The organism is Arthrobacter sp. efr-133-R2A-63 (assembly GCF_030209795.1).
Classification (GTDB): Bacteria; Actinomycetota; Actinomycetes; order Actinomycetales; family Micrococcaceae; genus Arthrobacter; species Arthrobacter bambusae_A.
Window position 1 is genome coordinate 35,602 of the sequence record NZ_JARVRG010000018.1, and the last position, 19,052, is coordinate 54,653.

At 64.2% G+C, this 19,052-nt stretch carries 13 protein-coding genes; 9 read left to right on the forward strand and 4 right to left on the reverse strand.

All coding sequences use genetic code 11. From position 1 onward, the window contains the following. Positions 1–98 precede the first annotated feature (98 nt). The gene (locus QRN45_RS09815) at positions 99–1,298 is read right to left on the reverse strand and encodes an RsbRD N-terminal domain-containing protein (RefSeq protein ID WP_284763177.1); all 1,200 of its coding nucleotides are present in this window, start codon (positions 1,296–1,298) and stop codon (positions 99–101) included. 178 nt (positions 1,299–1,476) lie between these two features. On the opposite strand from QRN45_RS09815, the gene QRN45_RS09820 reads away from it, so the two are divergent. The 4 genes from QRN45_RS09820 to QRN45_RS09835 all read left to right on the forward strand — a co-directional run bounded on the left by QRN45_RS09820 (position 1,477) and on the right by QRN45_RS09835 (position 6,771). Continuing rightward, entirely contained in the window at positions 1,477–2,964 is a 1,488-nt protein-coding gene (locus tag QRN45_RS09820) for an amino acid permease (RefSeq protein ID WP_284763179.1), read from the forward strand. Positions 2,965–2,969: 5 nt separating this feature from the next. Further along, positions 2,970–4,238, forward strand: a complete 1,269-nt coding sequence (locus QRN45_RS09825; protein WP_284763181.1) for a M20 family metallo-hydrolase — start codon at positions 2,970–2,972, stop codon at positions 4,236–4,238. Continuing rightward, a complete protein-coding gene (locus QRN45_RS09830; protein WP_284763182.1) occupies positions 4,235–5,056 on the forward strand; it encodes a nitrilase-related carbon-nitrogen hydrolase in 822 nt (273 codons plus the stop codon). Before QRN45_RS09825 ends, QRN45_RS09830 begins: the two co-directional genes overlap by 4 nt. 68 nt (positions 5,057–5,124) lie before the next feature. Next, positions 5,125–6,771, forward strand: a complete 1,647-nt coding sequence (locus tag QRN45_RS09835) for a flavin monoamine oxidase family protein (protein ID WP_284763194.1) — start codon at positions 5,125–5,127, stop codon at positions 6,769–6,771. A gap of 446 nt (positions 6,772–7,217) precedes the next feature. Here QRN45_RS09835 and QRN45_RS09840 read toward each other — a convergent pair whose 3' ends face one another. After that, complete coding sequence (locus tag QRN45_RS09840) at positions 7,218–8,213, reverse strand: LacI family DNA-binding transcriptional regulator (protein WP_284763184.1); 996 nt, start codon at positions 8,211–8,213, stop codon at positions 7,218–7,220. Positions 8,214–8,339: 126 nt separating this feature from the next. Here QRN45_RS09840 and QRN45_RS09845 point away from each other — a divergent pair, with 126 nt between their 5' ends. Genes QRN45_RS09845 through QRN45_RS09865 form a run of 5 tightly spaced genes read left to right on the forward strand, consistent with a single transcriptional unit; the run spans position 8,340 to position 16,902 of the window. Further along, on the forward strand, positions 8,340–9,686 hold the full coding sequence (locus QRN45_RS09845) for an MFS transporter (protein WP_284763186.1): 1,347 nt from the start codon (positions 8,340–8,342) through the stop codon (positions 9,684–9,686). A 21-nt stretch (positions 9,687–9,707) separates the two neighbouring features. After that, complete coding sequence (locus tag QRN45_RS09850) at positions 9,708–12,227, forward strand: alpha-L-rhamnosidase (protein ID WP_284763187.1); 2,520 nt, start codon at positions 9,708–9,710, stop codon at positions 12,225–12,227. A 5-nt stretch (positions 12,228–12,232) separates the two neighbouring features. Then, a complete protein-coding gene (locus tag QRN45_RS09855) occupies positions 12,233–14,506 on the forward strand; it encodes a glycoside hydrolase family 3 C-terminal domain-containing protein (RefSeq protein WP_284763188.1) in 2,274 nt (757 codons plus the stop codon). Next, positions 14,503–15,957, forward strand: a complete 1,455-nt coding sequence (locus QRN45_RS09860; RefSeq protein ID WP_284763189.1) for an NAD-dependent epimerase/dehydratase family protein — start codon at positions 14,503–14,505, stop codon at positions 15,955–15,957. The genes QRN45_RS09855 and QRN45_RS09860 overlap by 4 nt, the downstream gene beginning before the upstream one ends. A 45-nt stretch (positions 15,958–16,002) precedes the next feature. Continuing rightward, on the forward strand, positions 16,003–16,902 hold the full coding sequence (locus QRN45_RS09865) for an alpha/beta hydrolase (protein ID WP_284763190.1): 900 nt from the start codon (positions 16,003–16,005) through the stop codon (positions 16,900–16,902). Positions 16,903–17,176: 274 nt separating this feature from the next. Here QRN45_RS09865 and QRN45_RS09870 read toward each other — a convergent pair whose 3' ends face one another. Further along, on the reverse strand, positions 17,177–18,004 hold the full coding sequence (locus QRN45_RS09870) for an SDR family oxidoreductase (protein ID WP_284763191.1): 828 nt from the start codon (positions 18,002–18,004) through the stop codon (positions 17,177–17,179). A gap of 173 nt (positions 18,005–18,177) precedes the next feature. Next, positions 18,178–18,966, reverse strand: coding sequence for an SDR family oxidoreductase (locus tag QRN45_RS09875; RefSeq protein WP_284763192.1), 789 nt, complete (start codon positions 18,964–18,966; stop codon positions 18,178–18,180). Positions 18,967–19,052: the final 86 nt, after the last annotated feature.

Below are 19,052 nucleotides of genomic sequence, written 5' to 3' on the forward strand. Positions count from 1 at the left end.
AACGTCCCGCCGTCGGGGCGAACGACAGAAGGACGCCGCGCTGCGCGTCGCAACTCCGAGCAGTCGCCATGGAGCAGGAAAGTGCGCTTCCACCGTAGCTATTGCCGCGCTGCAAAAATCGCCGGCCGGCCTGAATCAGGACTCCGCAGCTTGGACAGCGCCAGAAACGCAATAGCAGCCCCGCGGGGCTTCTGAAGATCAAGCCCGGTGTACTTTTCGAAGGACGCCAAGCGATTCACGATCGTATTCCGATGACATCCGAGGATCGCGGAGGTCTCCAAGAGGCTACCGGAGTCCAGAAAGACCGTGACCGTTTCCAACAATCGTTCCCGCTCCCCCGGTGAGCAGCGGCGAAGATAAGGGTCCACAAGAAAGGCCGGATCACACCCTACTTGCGCCAGACGATAACGCGTCACGGACTCCCAACGATCCTCGAGCCGAAAAACACCGGTTTCACCCACCGCAAGGTCGGCCATGATTTCCCGTGCGGCAAGGACCGCCATGCGGACGCCGGCGATGCCCTGGGCAATGGGGGCGACGCCGGCGGCGAGTCCTTCGAAGAGAGCGCGCTCGTCAAACGCCAGGCCGAGACGCAGGCCTTGCTTTCGCTGCAGAATCACGATCGTGTGGTGCCCTTGGTCGAAGGCGAACCCCGCTACGGCTCGCGGTGCAGACAAACTCCCCAGCCGCCGGCGTAGCGTGAGGCTGTCGTCCCTGCTGATGGCGGCCACCAAGAATTCGGCGCCAGGGTCGATCTTGAGGGCACCCGCTATGCGCAGCATGTCCGACGGCGACGGTTCGGCAGCTGCCAGGAGCTTCGTAAGGTACTGATGCTGCAAATCCGCGGTCGCTGTCTCAAGATCCTCCGCCTCTGCGACATAGCTTTCCTTGACGCGGACCGCAAAGGTGTCCACTACTTGCCAGACCAGTTCTGTCTTGCGGACCAGCAGCCCTGGATTGACGCCAAGGGACGGTGCCGAAAGCGCCTCCCAGAGCACCGAGAAGTCGGTCCGGATAGCCCGCACCAGACTCTCCAAGGGGATCCCCTGCTGCGCGCGCTTGGCGCCCAGCTCAGCAGCCAGCAACTCCAATGAAGTCATGTCCGTGCCGCCCTTGGCCAAGGACTCAAGCATTGCGTTGAAGCACTTTTCGCTGCTGCTCCTCAAGTCTTCCAAAGTGAGCCCGGATTCCGAGTAGGCCGGATCCAGGAGAATCCGGCCCAGGAAATTCTCCGCAAGTTCAGGCACCTGACCGGCCAAACGTTCGATGATCCGCTGCCACTGTGCGTCTTCGATCAAGTTCTTCCCCTCCACGTGTGACGTACAAATAGCATGGCTCTGGCTTGCGCAAAAAGCACTGTACTTTCATCCAATTTTTGGTCCCCTTTCTCCTGCTCCCTGTCATTGGCGGGAGTCGAATCCGCTGGAATGATCGATTCCTGTCGCCCAGTGGCGGCAATCACATCCAGGAGTTTCCATGAGCACAGCAGATCCAGTCCAGGAGCGACCAACGGCGGTCCGCGTGGACGAACAAGCAGGCTATAAGAAGGGCCTTTCCAACCGGCAGATCCAGATGATCGGCATCGGCGGTGCCATCGGAACAGGGTTGTTCCTCGGTGCAGGCGGCCGATTGGCTTCCGCGGGCCCGGTCCTCCCCATCATCTACGCCATTTGTGGCGTCTTCGCTTTCTTTGTCCTGAGGGCTCTTGGCGAGCTGGTGCTGCACCGCCCCTCTTCCGGATCGTTCGTTTCCTATGCGCGGGAATTTTACGGGGAGAAGGCTGCCTATGTTTCCGGCTGGGTGTACGCCATTTCCTGGGCCCTCACGGCCATCGTGGACATCACAGCCATCGCCGTGTACTTCCATTATTGGACCGCGTTCAGCAGCGTCCCCCAGTGGGTCCTGGCCTTCGCCGCGCTGGGTGTCGTCACCGCGGTAAACCTCATCTCAGTGAAGCTGTTCGGCGAACTCGAATTCTGGTTCTCAGTCATCAAAGTCGGCGCCCTGGTCACCTTCCTCCTCGTCGGCGGCATCTTCTTCGCCGGCAACTTCCCGGTAGCGGGACACAGCCCCGGTCTCTCCCTGATCGCAGACAACGGCGGACTACTGCCGAACGGCCTGCTCCCCGCCATCGTGATCGTCCAGGGCATCGTCTTCGCCTACGCCGGTATCGACCTCATCGGCGTCGCCGCCGGCGAGGCGCAAAACCCCCACAAGGTCATGCCCAAAGCCGTCAACGCCGTCATCTTCCGTATCGCTATCTTCTACGTAGGATCCTCGGCCCTGCTGGCGATGCTGCTGCCATTCAACGCCTACAAAGCCGGCGAATCACCGTTTGTTACATTCTTTGCGGCCATTGGGGTTCCCGGCGCGGGCGACGTGATGAACTTCGTGGTCCTCACTGCGGCCCTCTCCAGCCTCAACGCCGGTCTCTACTCAACAGGCCGCATCTACCGCTCCATGGCACAAACCGGCGCAGCCCCCAAATTCATGGAGCGCATGAGCCGCGGCGGCGTCCCCTACGGCGGAATCCTCTTCACCGCTGCCATCACCCTGCTCGGGGTCGGACTGAACGCAGTGGTCCCTGCCATGGCCTTCGAAATCGCCCTGAATGCAACGGCCCTTGCCATCCTGTGCACCTGGGGAACCATCGTCCTCTGCCAGCTCAAGCTCTACAAACTGTCCAAGAAAGGACTCATCCAGCGCCCGTCGTTCCGGATGCTGGGTGCTCCTTGGACGTCCTACTTGACGCTGTCCTTCCTGGGCGGAGTCTTGGTCCTCATGCTGTTCGACTTCCCGGTGGGCACCTACACGGTGGCAGCTCTTGTCATCTTCATCCCTGCACTGGCGATCGGCTGGTTCGCCGTCAGGAAACGCGTCAACGAACTCGCTCTCGTCAACCCGGGAAGCCATGTACTCCCGCTCCTCTCCAGTCCTGTTAAGAACGACCCGAAGGAAAGCTGATCACCATGAGTACCGCTGAAAGCACCACCACGACAGCCGACGCGCAGGCGTTCCTGCGCGATTTCCGGAGCTTGTCCGCCATCGGAGAAACCCCCGGGCACGGCGTGGACCGCCAGGCAGCCACCGCGGCCGACGCGCAGGCCCGAGCCTGGTTCACCTCCCTGGCCGCCCAGTACGGGTTCAGGACCGAAGTCGACCGGACCGGCAATGTCTTCGCCCTCCTCGAGTGGACGCCCGGTGCGCCCTATGTGCTGGTCGGTTCCCACCTGGACAGCCAGCCGACCGCCGGCAAGTATGACGGCGCCTACGGGGTCGCGGCCGCTCTGCATGCCGGACGGCGCCTTGCGGAATCCACCGTTCCGGGCGAGGAGCCAAAGTACAACCTGGCGGTGGTGGACTGGTTCAACGAGGAAGGTTGCCGCTTTGCCCCGTCCATGATGGGCAGCTCCGTGTACACCGGCAAACTCCCCGTCGAGGAGGCCCTCGCAATCCAGGACAAACAAGGAACCACTGTGGCCCAGGCACTGGAAGCCATCGGCCACCTGGGCACGGGCACGGGCCCCACCGCGGCAGCGTACGCGGAGATCCACATCGAACAAGGCCGGTCCCTGGAAGACACCGGAATCACCATCGGCCTGGTCCACTCGTGCTGGGCCGCGGCCAAATACAGCGTCACGGTCCACGGCGAGCAGGCCCACACCGGCTCGGCGGTCATCGCCGACCGCAAGGACGCCCTGCTCGGCGCTTCGATGTTGGTGGTGCTGCTGCGGGAAACCGCCCAAGCCTTCTCCGGCGCCGTGTTGCACACCTCCGTCGGCCAGCTCGATGTCTACCCCAACTCGCCCGTGGTGGTTCCGTCCAGGGTGGACCTGGTGATGGACCTGCGCAGCGCCGACGAGGAAGTCCTCGCCGCCGCCCAGAAGCTGCTCCACGAGGGCATCACGCGGATCGAGTCCGACGCCAACGTCACCATCGACGTCCAGCAATCACATGCCTGGGGCCTCAACCCGTACCAGCCCGCCGGCGTCGACCTCGCCCGCGAATGCGCCGACAAACTCGAGCTCAGCCACGCACCCGTGTTCACCCTCGCCGGTCATGACTCCATCAACATGAAAGACATCGTCCCCACCGTGATGCTCTTCGTCCCCAGCGTGGACGGCATCTCCCACAACGAGCGCGAGTTCACGCACGACGACGACGCCTGCGCCGGGGTGGACATGCTTACCGAAGTCGTCGCCCGCCTCTGCCGCGGCGAACTCGACGGGGCGAAATGACAGCAGCGCGCCAGCCCGGCTTGCGTGTAGCGGTCCTGCAGGCCACCGGCCTGGTCAACTCGGCAGCGGAGAACATCCGGCGCATCGCCGCCCGGGCGCAGCAAGCCCGGCAACGCGGCGCAAACCTGCTCGTCACCCCCGAGCTGTTCGCCAGCGGCTACGCCCCGACCCTGGTCCACGGCACGGACGGCGCAACGCACCGGCAGCAGCTCGCGGCTGTCGCCGCGGGCCACGGCATCGCGCTGGTGGCCTCCACGGTCGAACACGAGGCCGGCAGGCACTACATCAGCGCCTCCCTGTTCGGCCCCGACGGCGCGGAGCTGACCCGCTACCGCAAGCAGAACCTGTTTGGCGCCGACGAGAAATCGGTGTTCACGCCCGGAACCGAGCCGCCCGCCGTCGTCGAATTCAGCGGCTTCAAGATCGCCTTGGGGATCTGTTTCGACGTCGAGTTCCCCGAGTTCGTGCGGTCCACCGCACTGGCGGGCGCCGAGCTGTTGTGCGTGCCGACGGCCGTTCCGCTGCGTGCCACGGACGACGCCGGCGGCCAGCCCTTTGACACGCGGCTGATCCCCGCCATGGTGGTCCCAACCCGCGCCCTCGAAAGCCAGCTCTTCATCGCCTACGCCAACCACGCCGGACCAAACTTCGCAGGCCTTAGCACCATCGCCGACCCTTACGGCCGGCAGCTCTCGGCAGCAGCCGATGACGGCGAACTCATCGTCGCCGACATTGACCTGCAGACCCTGGTTGAGGCCCGAAGGGATACCGACTACCTGGCCCGCTTCACGCAATCCATCCCCTCTTCACACCTGTAAGGACAGCAGTGACCATCGCAGCAACAACCCCCGCAGCAGGGTCCGTCCCGGCGGCGCCCCCCATCACCATGCTCAACCCGGACTTCCCGTTCCCCTACGACGACTACCTCACGCACCCGGCCGGCCTCGGGGCGGTGCCGGAACATATGCACGGCACTGAGATCGCCGTCATCGGGGCCGGTTTGTCCGGGCTGGTGGCAGCGTACGAGCTGATGAAGATGGGCCTCAAACCGGTCATCTACGAATCCTCGAGGATCGGCGGCCGCCTCCGTGCCGGCCGTCCTGAAGGTCAGGCCGGACCTGTGGCGGACCTGGGCGGCATGCGCTTCCCCCGCTCGGGCAGGTCCTTCTTTCACTACGCCGACAAGGTGGGGATCGAAACCCAGCCCTTTCCCAATCCGCTGACGCCGGCAGCGGGCAGCACTGTCATCGAGCTCGGTGGCCGGGCGCACTACGCCGAAACCGCGGCGGACCTCCCCCAGTTCTTCGGCGACGTCGCCGCAGCATGGGACGACTGCCTCGAGGAACGCGCCCACTTCACGGCGATGCAGGACGCCATCCGGAACCGCGACCTGGCCACCATCAAGAGACTCTGGAACGAACTGGTCCCGAAGTTCGACGACGTCTCCTTCTCCGGCTACCTCGCCACTTCCAAAGCCTTCTCCGCTCTGCCCTTCGAATACCGCGAAGCCTTCGGCCAGGTCGGCTTCGGCACCGGCGGCTGGGACACCAACTTCCCCGACTCGTTCCTGGAAATCCTCAGGGTGGTTTACGTCGACGCAGACGCAGACCAGCATCGGATCATCGGAGGAGCGCAACTAGTCCCCGAATGCCTGTGGCAGCATGCACCGGAAAACCTCACCCACTGGCCCACGGGCACCAGCCTGGCGTCGCTACATGGCGGCCACCCCCGCGGCGCCGTTGCCGCCGTCGCGCGCGTGAAGAACGACGGCGGCGCCCCCAGCGACATCGCCGTCACGGACCGCTGGGGACGAACTGCCGAATACCCGGCGGTCATCGCCACGTGCCAGAGCTGGTTGCTCTCGGCGCGCATCGACGTCGACGAATCGCTCTTCAGCCACAAACTCTGGACCGCGATCGAACGCAGCCACTACATGCAGTCGTCCAAGACCTTCGTGGTGGTGGACCGGCCCTTCTGGAAGGACATCGACCCCGAAACAGGACGGCAGGTCATGAGCACCACCCTTACAGACAGGCTCACCCGCGGAACCTACCTCCTGGACAACGGCCCGGAGCAGCCCTCGCTGATCTGCCTGTCCTACACCTGGAACGACGACGCACTCAAGTGGCTCCCCTTGGATGCCGACGAACGGGTGCGGCTCATGCTGCACTCCCTCAAGCAGATCTACCCCACGGTGGACATCGCCTCGCACATCATCGGCGACCCCATCACTGTCTCCTGGGAGGACGACCCCAACTTCATGGGCGCCTTCAGTGACAACCTCCCAGGCCACTACCGCTACCAGGAACGGCTCTACACCCACTTCATGCAGGAAGGCCACCCGCCGGAACACCGCGGCATCTTCCTCGCAGGCGATGACGTTTCCTGGACCGGAGGCTGGGCCGACGGAGCCGTCACCACAGGCCTGAACGCTGTGTGGGGCGTGATGAACCAGCTGGGCGGCTCATCGCCGGCGGAGAACCCCGGCCCCGGCGACCGCTTCGAAGAACTCAAGCCCATCCGCCTCCCCTGAGGCTCCATCCGGATGGGCCGAGGCGTTCGCCCGGCCCATCCACCCGATCACGGCGGAGTCACCCGTTGAAGAGAATCATTTCCCTTAAAGAGAAGGTGTCCCACGTTCCGCAGGACTGGAGCACGTTGGAACCGAAAACCGACGTTGATGTTATCGGCCCTGACGGCACCGGCGGTTGTTCATGCTCCAGCGTCGGCGACTGCGGTGCGGAGCATCTCATCCGACCTTGGCGTGCTCGCCACCAGGGGCCGGCTCCAGCGCTAATCGGGCAACGGGCAGTCGGCCCCGACGGTTCGCGAACGAAGCCTCATCGACTCTAACCGGGCAGAATGCACCGCCGTCCCGGTCGCGGACCGCAAAGGCCAAACCGAGATCATCATTCAATCGGCACCCCGCACCGAAAGGGCGACGCGGTCTTGGATAGCCTCCTCGTTCGGGTAGCTTGCCTATCGGGCAATTACCGATTCTCTGCAGACAAGCGATGCGGCAACGGTGGGGGGATCAGGCAGCGGATGACCCTCCGCGAGGTGCATCGCGAGGCCCGCCATATAGAGAGCCAACCGTTCCATGTCCAACGCGATGCTGGTGATCGAGGGCATGTATCGTGCTGCAAGAGGTGAGTTGTCATGTCCGACGACAGAGAGGTCCTCGGGCACCCTGATGCCGCTCCGCACTGCACCGGCGATGACGTCTGCAGCGGTTTCGTCGTTGTATGCGATCACTGCGGTGACTCCGGCCTCTCGCCACGCGGCGGCAGCGGCAGATCCCGAGGCATCCTGATAATCGACCTCTCGAGCGATAGGTGTGCGGCCACCGGCTTCAATGCAGACTTCGTTCACGAGTTGGAGCCTGGCTTTGACGAATTCCTTGAGCCTCGGGTCAGACGGATGTGCGTAGCCCAGTCGTTGGTGCCCCAGACCCAGAAGATACTCGGTCTGAAGCCGGGGCCCGGATGCAAAGTCGGTCGATACCTGGTCTGCCGAAGTGCCCGGCGAGGGAATGATGTTGCGGATGCCCAGGGATTCCATATCGGCGACTTGTTCGGCCGAGAAGGGCTCATAGCCAATGACCACGGCCGGCTCCAGGATGGCCCAGAGCGGTGTGGCAGCACTGTCGGGCCGGGGCGTGAAAGTGATCAGGGCATAGCCGTGGGCTGCCAGGGCGTGAGTAAGCACCTCAAGGTTTGTCCGGAGGCTGTACTCCAGGGGCCAGTCAGGCAGGACCAGAAGGACGATCTTGTTGCGTCCGCTGCGTAGCGCACGGGCAGCCTGGTGCGGCTTGTAATTCAGGTGCTGGGCTGCCGTCAGGACCCGCGCCCGTGTTTCTTCTGAGATTGTTTGGCCCTTGGTCCGGTTCAGGACGAAACCCACGGTTGCCGGTGATACACCGGCTTCACGGGCCACATCCGCCGCCGTGGTGCGCCGCCCCATCGTTGTCGTCACTCGCCGCTCCTTGAATCGTTACAAATAGTTCTTGCCAGCACCACTATGCCTTGCTAGCATCTTATCCACTAACTAGTACGTACTAGTGATTCTCCCCACTTACTCTTTTCCGACAATGGAGTCCCTATGATTTCTCCCGAGTTGCCGTCCGCGACCGCTTCCTCCGGATCCCCCCTGACGGGAGCAATCGGTACGGAAGAAGAACTACTGGCCGTTGCTCCTCCCCGGGACGATGCTGATCTGCCGAAGGTCTCTTCCACGTACATCTGGCTGATGGTCCTGGCCCAGCTGGGTGTCTTCATCGCCTTTATTACCCCAATCGCTATCTCCCTAGCGGTCAAGGTCAGTCAGATTACTCCGGGCCAGGAGCAGAACCTGGGCTACATCCTCGGCGTCGGCTCGCTCGTCGTCATGCTGACCGGACCAATGCTGGGCACGCTCAGCGACCGGACGCGCACCAGCCTCGGCCGGCGCCGGCCCTTCATCCTCGCCGGCACCGGCCTCGGAGTGATCTCCCTGTTCGTCATGGCGACGGCGGAGAGCATTCCGGTGCTTGCTTTGGGTTGGGTCCTGGCCCAGCTGGGTTGGGGCCAGGCACTGGCGGGCCTGAACTCTTCCCAGGCCGACCGCCTGCCGGAGTCCCAGCGCGGCAAGGTCTCGGGGCTTGTTGGTTTCGCAAACCAGGTCGGGCCTGTCGTCGGCGTCGTATCAGCGGGATCGTTGATGGGGAACAGCCTGCTGCTTTTCCTGGTCCCGGGCAGCGTGGGCGTGCTCTTCTGTTTGCTTTTTGTCCTGTTCGCCCGCGAAGAGTCGAGCAAGGCCCTGGTTTTCGAGGACCGTTTAAGCGTGAGGCTTATTGCTTCGAAGTACCTTTACAACCCCAGGAAGCACCAGGACTTCAGCTGGAACTGGCTCGCGCGGTTCCTGTTCTACTTCGGCCTCACCCTGAACACCACGTTCACCGCGTTCTTCATGGCTTCCCGGCTCGGCGTGTCCCTGCAGGCAATCGCCGGGGTCATCGCCACCATCGGAGGCATCGGCATCCTGGCCACCACCCTCGGCGCGATCGGGGGCGGATTCCTCTCTGACAAGATCCGCCGAAGGAAGCCCATCGTGCTCGCTGCCGCCATCACCTTCGCGGCCGGCATCGTTGTCATGGCTTTCGCGCACGATCTTCCCGTCATCATCGCCGGTTCGGTCCTGACCTCGATCGGCATCGGAGGATTCTCCGCGGTGGACCAGGCACTGCTCCTTGATGTGCTGCCCGAAAAGAAAACCAATGCCGGCCGCTTCCTCGGAATCACCGGCTTCGCCACCTCCATCCCGCAGGCGGCAGCACCACTGATCGCGCCCCTGTTCCTCACCATCGGCGCCACCGCCACTGAGAAAAATTACACCCTCCTCTACCTGCTTGCTGCGGGCATCACGCTTCTTGGAGGGTTCACTGTCCTTCGCATCAAATCCGTCCGCTAAGACCATCTTCGAAAGACTCTCATGACTGCATCCCTCCCCTGGACCGCGAGGTTCATCGCGCCCCTGCCCCACTCCGACACGACAGACAGGTCTGAGCGGGCGCCCTTATTCCGCCGCGACTTCACCGCATCCTCGCCGCGCCGCGCTGTGCTTCACGTAACGGCCCTCGGCTTCGTTGAGGCCTACTTGAACGGGCATCGCGTGGGCGATGAGGTCCTGGCACCGGGCTGGACCAGCTACCGGCACCGGCTCAACTACAGCACTTACGACGTCACGGACCTTCTCAAGGACGGCGCCAACACCCTCGGTGCCATGGTCGGCGAAGGTTGGGCCCGTGGACGGCTCGGCTGGGAGGGGGCAGGGCCCACGAAGAACATCTTCGCCGACCGGCCCGGGCTCTTCATGCAGCTCGAACTCGACTACGCCGACCACGCCGAAACCGTGGTCACCGACACGGATTTCCGGACGGCCCCCGGGCCGGTCCTCTCCGACAGCATCTACGACGGCGAGCAGTACGATGCCCGCCTGGAGCTGCCCGGCTGGTCAACCCCGGGCTTCAACGCCACTGGCTGGGCCGGGGTCGAGGTCATCGACTGGGACCTGGAAACGTTGGAGGCCCCCACCAAGGAGCCTGTCCGGCGCATCGAGGAAATCGCTGTCCAGCGGTTGATCACCTCGCCTTCCGGGAAAACCGTGGCCGACTTCGGCCAGAACCTGGTCGGCTGGGTCCGGGTCAACGTGGAAGGCGATGCGGGCACGACCGTGACGCTCCGCCACGCCGAGGTTTTGGAGGACGGCGAGCTGGGCACCCGCCCGCTGCGCACAGCCAAGGCAACCGACAACTACACCTTGCGCGGTGGCGGTGCGGAGACCTGGGAGCCTCGTTTCACCTTCCATGGCTTCCGCTATGTTGAAATCAAGGGCTACCCGGGACAGCTGACAGCGGACAGACTGACCGCCGTCGTCATCCACACCGACATGACCCGTACCGGCTGGTTCGAATCCTCCAATCCGCTTCTCAACCAGCTGCACAGGAACACTCTCTGGTCGATGAAGGGAAACTTCGTCAGCCTCCCCACGGACTGCCCGCAACGCGACGAACGGCTGGGATGGACCGGAGACATCAACGTCTTCGGCCCTACGGCGGCCTATCTTTATGACGTCCGTGGCATCCTCGGATCCTGGTTGCGGGACCTTGCCCTGGAACAGAGCGAGAAAGGGTACGTGCCCATGGTGGTTCCGGACTTCCAGACCCACGCGGCACCGATGACCACCGCTGTCTGGTCGGACGCCGCCGTCCTGTTGCCCTGGACCCTCTACCAGGCCTACGGGGACGAGCGGATTCTCGCCGATGCCTATAACTCCATGAAGGACTTCACCGCCCAGGTCGAGGGGCTGCTGAACCCCGTCGGTCTCTGGGACACTGGCTTCCAGTTCGGTGACTGGCTGGATCCGGATGCCCCTCCGGAAAATCCTGGCAAGGGCAAGACCGAGCCGCATCTGGTCGCCGCAGCTTATTGCTGCCGCGTCACCCAGGTCATGGCCCAAACAGCAGGCATCCTCGGGCACCAGGAGGACCAGACTCGGTACTTGAAGCTGGCAGCGAGAGTGAAGCAGGCGTTCCTGGACGAGTATGTGGCACCGTCCGGCCGGCTCGTCAACGGTTCTGCGACCGCCTACGCGCTGGCCATCACTTTCGACATCCTCACCCATGCGCAGGAGGCCCGGGCCGGAGAAGCGCTGGCCGCCCTAGTGGCCGAGGCGAAGTACACCATTTCAACCGGCTTCGTCGGCACCCCGGTGCTCTGCGACGCCCTGACCCGGACCGGGCACCTGGAGGACGCCTACAGGCTCCTGCTTCAGACCGAATGCCCCTCGTTCCTCTACCCGGTGACCATGGATGCCACCACCATCTGGGAGCGGTGGGATTCCATGAGGCCGGATGGCACCGTCAATCCCGGCGGCATGACTTCGTTCAATCATTACGCCCTCGGCGCAGTAGCCGATTGGCTGCACCGCACCGTCGCCGGGCTCGCACCGGCGGAACCCGGCTACAAACGGATCCGCTTCGCTCCCAAACCTGGTGGAGACCTCACCAGCGCCGCCGCACGCCACCTCACCCCCTACGGTGAAGCCGCCATCTCTTGGCGGATCGGCGACGACGGGACCGTTGTCGTAGACGTGACGGTCCCTGAAGGGACCAACGCGGAAGTGATCCTTCCACTGCACCCGGAGGACCTCGTCACCGAAGTCGGACCCGGAACCCACCACTGGAACTACCAGGCACCCGAGTGTTTCAACGAACGGCCCGCCTACAGCTTGGACACCACCTTCGGCGTCCTCGCCCAAGACCCCGAGATCTGGCAAACCTTCACCGAGACCTTTGCGAGCTACTTCCCCGGGATACCGCTGGAGGGCAACAGCCCCGAAGCGAAGAACCTCACCATCAAAGACATGCTCGGCATGATCCCCATGCGACCCGAAGGATTCGCCGAAGCCATCGAAAAAGTCCTGACCGCAGCGAACGAGGTAACAACATGAACCCGATGACTACCGACACCGCAGCATCCGCGACCGGGCAGTCCGTCCAGAACCTGGGCCTGCACGAGAAGGCGTCACTGCTTTCCGGCCGGGACTTCTGGTCCACCACGCCCGTCTCCGGGGTCGCGTCGATCGTCATGGTGGACGGGCCCCACGGCGTCCGCCGCCAGGAAGGAACAGCAGACAACCTCGGGTTCCACGCCAGCATTCCCTCCACCTGCTTCCCGCCCGGAACCGCTTTGGGTTCCAGCTGGGACCCGGAACTCGTGGACGAGGTCGGCCGCGCACTGGGACGCGAAGCACGGGCCTTGTCCGTCAACGTACTTCTCGGCCCCGCAATCAACATCAAACGCTCCCCGCTGTGCGGACGGAACTTCGAATACCTCTCAGAAGACCCCCTTGTCACCGGCATTCTCGGCGCAGCGTATATCCGCGGCGTCCAGAGCCAAGGCGTAGGCACCTCGGTGAAGCACTTCGCGGCCAACAATCAGGAAACGGACCGGATGCGGGTCAGCTCCGATGTCGACGAGCGGACCCTTCGGGAAATCTACTTCCCCGCCTTCGAACGGGTGGTCCGCGACAGTGACCCGGCCACCGTGATGTGCTCCTACAACCGCATCAACGGCACCTACGCCTCGGAAAACCGCTGGCTCCTTACCGACGTCCTCCGCACGGAATGGGGATTCCGCGGCGCCGTCGTGTCGGACTGGGGAGCTGTCAGCAACCGCACCGCAGCCCTTGAAGCCGGCCTTGACCTGGAGATGCCCGGCACGGCCGGCGCCACCGTCACGGAGGTGATCTCCGCTGTCGAGGACGGTACCCTCGACGCTCGGTTCATTGACGCCAGCGCCGCACGGATCGCTGCCTTGCAGCGTCGGACAGCCCTCGACGACGGACCAGCAGTGTTCGACGCCGGCGAACACCACGCACTCGGCCGCCGCGCCGCGGCCGCGTCGATCGTGCTGCTGCGCAACGAAAACAACACGCTGCCGCTCCGGCAGGGCACGACCGTGGCGGTCCTCGGAGAGTTCGCCGAAAAACCCCGCTACCAGGGCGGCGGCAGCTCCCACGTCAATGCCACCCGTGTCGATGTGCCGCTCCAGGAACTGCGCAGCGCCCTCGGGGAAGACCGCGTGCTCTATGCGCCGGGTTACGGCCCAGAAGGCGACACGGCCAACGCCGCCGTGCTCCGGACCGAAGCGACGGATCTCGCCCGGGACGCGGACGTCAGCATCGTCTTCGTCGGACTGGACGAGAAGGAGGAATCGGAAGGATTCGACCGGACCCATCTTGACCTTCCCAAGGACCACGTCGCACTCATTCACGCTGTCGCCGCTGTCAGTGCCCGCACCGTCGTCGTCCTGTCCAACGGCGGCGTGGTGACCCTGGAACCGTGGCACGACGACGTCGACGCGATCGTCGAAGGGTGGGCCCTTGGCCAGGCAGGCGGCGGGGCAATCGCCGACATCCTCACCGGGCGCACCAACCCTTCGGGCCGGCTCGCCGAGACGATACCGTTCCGACTCAACGACACCGCCTCCTTCGTCAACTTTCCCGGCGAGGCCGGACACGTCCGCTACGGAGAAGGAGTCCTCGTCGGCTACCGGTATCACGAAACCGTGAACGTCCCGGCGAGGTATGCGTTCGGTCACGGACTCAGCTACACCACATTCAGCTACTCCGGCCTCACCGCTTTGACCGTGGGCGATGACAAAGCCAGCGTGCAAGTCACCATCACCAACACCGGGGAACGCGCCGGGGCGGACGTGATCCAGATCTACGTCGGTGCCCCCGAGCGGCCGGTCCGGACCCCTGTGCGTGAACTGCGCGCGTTCCGCAAAGTCACCCTCGAACCTGGTGAATCCCGGACTTTGACCCTGGATCTGGACCGCCGGGCCTTCGCCTACTATGACGTCACCGACCACCGCTGGGCCGTCACCCCGGGCCAGTACTCCATCGAACTGGGCCGGTCCTCCCACGACATCGCCGCCCGCACCACCATCAGCATTCACGGCGACGCCGGCCGCCCGTCACCTCTGAGCCTCACGTCCACGGTGGAGGAATGGTTCACCCACCCCATCGTCGGGCCCCTGCTCATCGAGGGCATCACCGCCTCCCTGACAGAGGAACAGCGGCACGCCGCAGAGGGAATGCAGGACGGGCTCAAGATGGCCTACTCCATGCCGATGAACCAGTTCGCGAAATTCCCCGGCGTGAGCATCCCACTCGAATCCCTCCACCAGCTGATCGAAGCAAGCAAGGAACCCTCATTCCAGTGAAACCACCACAGAAACAGAAGAAGCGAATCTTCCTCACCGGTGCCACCGGAAACTGGGGGCAGTACATCCTGCGGGAATTCGCACAACGCGCCGATCGCTTCGACATCCTCGCCTTGGTCCTACCCACCGAAAAAGACACCGGCATCATCCGCCGGTTCCACGACATGGACAACCTCAGCGTCGTCCACGGGGACATCACGGACTACCCCACCGTCCTGTCCTGCGTCACAGGAGCCGACTACGTCCTGCATGCCGGGGCTGTCGTGTCCCCGCTTGCCGACGATCACCCCGAGCTCACCCACGCAGTGAACGTCGGCGGCGCCCGGAACGTCATCAAGGCCGTAAAAGAACAGCCGGACCCGGACGCCGTCCGCCTGGTCACAATCGGCACCGTCGCCCAAAGCGGGGACCGCAACCCGCCCCATCACTGGGGCCGGGTCGGCGACCCACTCCGTGTCTCGCACTACGACGAATACGGCCAAAGCAAGGTCATCGCCGAACGCGAACTGATCGACTCCGGACTCAAGAACTGGGTTTCGCTGCGCCAGACCGGCATCTTCCACCCCGGAATCCTCGAAACCCGGGATCCGATCATGACCCACTCCACCTTCAGCGGAGTCATGGAATGGGTCTCCGTGGAAGATGCCTCCCGCCTGCTGGCCAACATCTGCGAAGACGGCGTCCCGGACCACTTCTGGGGCGGCATCTACAACATCGGCGGCGGGGACGGCTGGCGGCTCACCAACTGGGAGTTGCAGACCCGGATGACCGCCGCCATGGGCGTCAAAGACGTGCGTAAGTGGTACGACCGGAACTGGTTCGCCACCACCAACTTCCACGGCATGTGGTATTCAGATTCGGACGTACTCGAGAATCTCGTTCCCTTCCGGGAAGACTCATTCCCGGAAGCCCTTGCCCGCGCAATAGCCACAGGACCCGCAAGGGTCCGCCTCGCCGGCAAAATCCCCGCCGCGCTCATCAAGCACCTCGTGATGAAACCATTGACAAGGAAGCCCCGCGGAACCATGGCATGGATCGCAAACAACGACCACGCCAAGATCAACGCGTACTTCGGCTCTCGCGAGAAATGGGAAAACATCGGCGACTGGTCCACATTCATCCCGCCCCAGCCCGACAAGGAACCCCGGCGGTTGGACCACGGCTACGACGAATCCAAGGACCCCGCCGAGTGGTCAACTGCAGACATGACAGGCGTGGCGGAGTTCCGGGGAGGCAAACTACTCTCCCAGACCATGGCAATCGGCGACATCTCCACGCCACTGACCTGGCAATGCGATTCAGGCCACACCTTCCGCGGCAGCCCCCGGCTGATCCTCACCGCAGGCCACTGGTGCCCGAAATGCGTCAAAAAACCGGACGACTACACCAATCAGGCGGCAGCGAATCGATTCCTCGCCCAACTTGAACCCGCAACGCCCGTCCACGCTTGAGATACGACCGGCCAACACGCCGCGCATAGAAGGGACACGCACCCCATGCCACCACGCGCCCACTCACCAGCGACTGCAGGAGCCGAACGGATCCTCGAAACCGTCACGGACATGGCCTTCCCGGGTCCCCACGGACCCGTGCCGGCACGTCTTTACGGTTCACCGGACCCCGCCACCCCGACCCTCGTATGGCTCCATGGCGGTGCGTTCTCCCACGGGGACCTGGACATGCCCGAGGCCCACGACGTTGGCCTCGGCTTGGCAGCCCGAGGGATTCACGTCATCTCAGTGGACTACCGCCGCGTGCCTCCGTGGAGCCCATTTCGCAAACCCCGCTCCGGGAAGCTAACCGGTATCCGGTTCCCGATACCCCTGGACGACGTCACGGCCGCCTTCACCGCGGTGGCAAAGTCGTTGTCGGATGGCGGTGTGGAAACCACAGGAATTGCACTCGGAGGTGCCAGCGCCGGAGCATGTCTGGCAGCCGCCGCAACCCTTGACCTCGGCACAAGGCAAAACGGGCCGTCCTCGCTGGTCCTCGCCTACCCAACCCTCCACGCGCAACTGCCGCCACTGCAACAAGAGGTAAAAAAGAAGCTCCGGGGACCCCGGGGGCTCTGGCAATTCACCCCGGCAACCGTAGAACGCATGAACCGAAACTACGCTGGATCCCTTCAACACATGAACGACCCCCGCGCGTTCCCGGGCGGAGCAGACCTTTCACAATTCCCGGACACCCTGATCCTCAGCGCCGAATACGACACACTACGTACGTCCGGCGACGCGTTCGCATCAGAACTGGCGGCCTACGATATACCCGTCGAAAACGAATACCTTCCAGGAACCCGGCACGGATTCCTGAACCGGCCAGCGACACCTGCAATGACCACCGGCCTTGAACGCATCGCATCATGGCTCCAGACACGGCCCCGGTCCCGAATCTAACCCCAAGCCTTCGGTGTATTGACGGCGTGCTCGAGATTGAAGGGAAGCTGAATGGCGCAGTCGGGCAGCGAAACAGCAGTCCCTCCTAGGCTTCAATCGAAGAGTACTCGTCAGACGGCACGATCTTGATCAATTCTTCGCGTCAGAGAGCAACCCGTGTAGCCGGATTGTATGGCCCCGAACAGGAACCGGCATCCGACGGTATACGACATGCTGAGCGGGCTGTGGCTGAGTTTTTCCACTTCGGAAGTCGTCGGCCCGCCGAGGGCCTTGCTCAGTGCGGTGCGAGTTCGCCGTAGAAATACGATGCCGTGACGCCGCCATCCATGAGGAAGTCGCTGCCTGTGATGAAAGCGCCGTCGGCGCCCATCAGGAGCGCTCCCACGGTGCCGACCTCGTCCGGGGTTCCGCCGCGGCCCACCGGGGAGAGTTCGATCATGCGCCGGTACCCCTCTCCGCGCGGTCCGGTCAGCTCGTCCCTGGCGAGCGGCGTGAAGATGATCCCCGGGCTGATGGTGTTGATCCGCGCGCCGCGTTTACCCCACCGTACGGCTTCGGCCATCACGCGTAGCGAGTTGCCGCGCTTGGCCAGTTGGTAGGCGTGGAGGGAATCCGTGACTTGGTCCGGCTGAAGCATGGCCAGGCTCAGCAGATCATCGGCCGGTGTGGTGGCGAGGGCGGCGTTCTGTTCGACGGTCAGCGCGCCGAGGCGGTGCCCTGATTGTGAGGCGATGACGACGCCGGCTCCGCCGGGTGCGATGATGTTCCCGAATTCTTCGAGCAGCACCGCGGTCCCATAGAGGTCCACGGCGAGGATGGTGGCCGGCGAGGCCTGGCTGGGTGAGACACCAGCGGCGTGGATGAGCCCGGTGACGTTACCGAGTGCCGTGGCCGCCTGGACCACGGCACGGATGGACTCGCGGGAGGACACATCAACGGTCATCGTGCTGACGTCGAGCCCGGCGTTGCTCAGCACCTCGGCCGCTGCGTCAGCGTTGTCCTGGTTCAGGTCGGCCAACACAACGTGCTTGCCCGCGCTCACGCGGCGGGCGATGGCCTGGCCGATCGACCCGGCCCCGATGACAACGATGACCTCGCTCATGGTGATCTCCTGTTTCTTGGTCGCGGATGTGCGGAGGTGACGAAAATACGTAGCTTTGAATGAGTGGGGCGATGCGGGGCTGGGTGTGTGGCGGCCTCGTCCCGGAGTTTCCTGTTCCGTCCGACGAAAGCGCCGCCAAGCCCGCCGCCCCAACACTGTGAGGAGCCCAGCCGCTAGCCTTCGGCGGTGTCGTTCCCTGCCGAAATCGTGGCGAGGTCATGACGGAACGTTTCGGGTTCATGGTCCAGAGGGAGGTGGATTACGTCTTCGGCCGCGTCGAGAGACCTTGCTGAGTCCGGCGTCAAGGAGTGGAAGACTGTGGTGAGGTCGTCTTGTGCGGGTCCGTAGTCGGCGATGAGTTCGAAGGTCTTGTGGTCGGCGGCATCGAGGTGCAGGCTGTCGATGAGGACGCGGGCGATCTGGTCCCGGGCGATGACGCCGTCTTTGGGTGAGCCGGTCTGTCGCCGATCCCCCTGGAGCATGACGATCGTCCGCTGGCCGGCTTGGTTGTAGTCGAACCAGCCGGGCCGCACGATCGTGTAAGGGTTGCCGCTGGCGCGGACGAGCCGCTCGCTGCGCAGCTTCCATTGGGCGTAGGCGACGCCGGGTCGGGTGGTGCCGATAGCGGTCATCAGGGCGATGTGTGCCCGGCGGCGGCCCAATGCGCGGAGGACATTGGCGACGCCGGCGTAGTCGTTGTCCCGCACGTCCCGTTCGCTGGTCGTCGATCCGTGCGTGAACACGATCGCGTCGGCTCCCTCGACAGCCGGGCCGAGGGTGTCCGGACGGGTCAGATCCCCGATCACCAGGTCCACCCCTTCGGGAAGAAGGCGGGCGGCGCGAGCCCGGTCACGCACGAGCGCACGGACCGCATAACCCTGACTCAGCGCCTCCGCCACGGCATGGCGGCCGATACTGCCCGTGGCACCGACGATCAGGACAGTGGAGGGACGGCCGTTCATTGTTTCTCCTTGACCGCTATCTGTGTGGTGTCGCGCTGGGTGGCGGCCCAGCTGGCGAGGACTTTCAGGGCGTCCTCGGAGGGGGT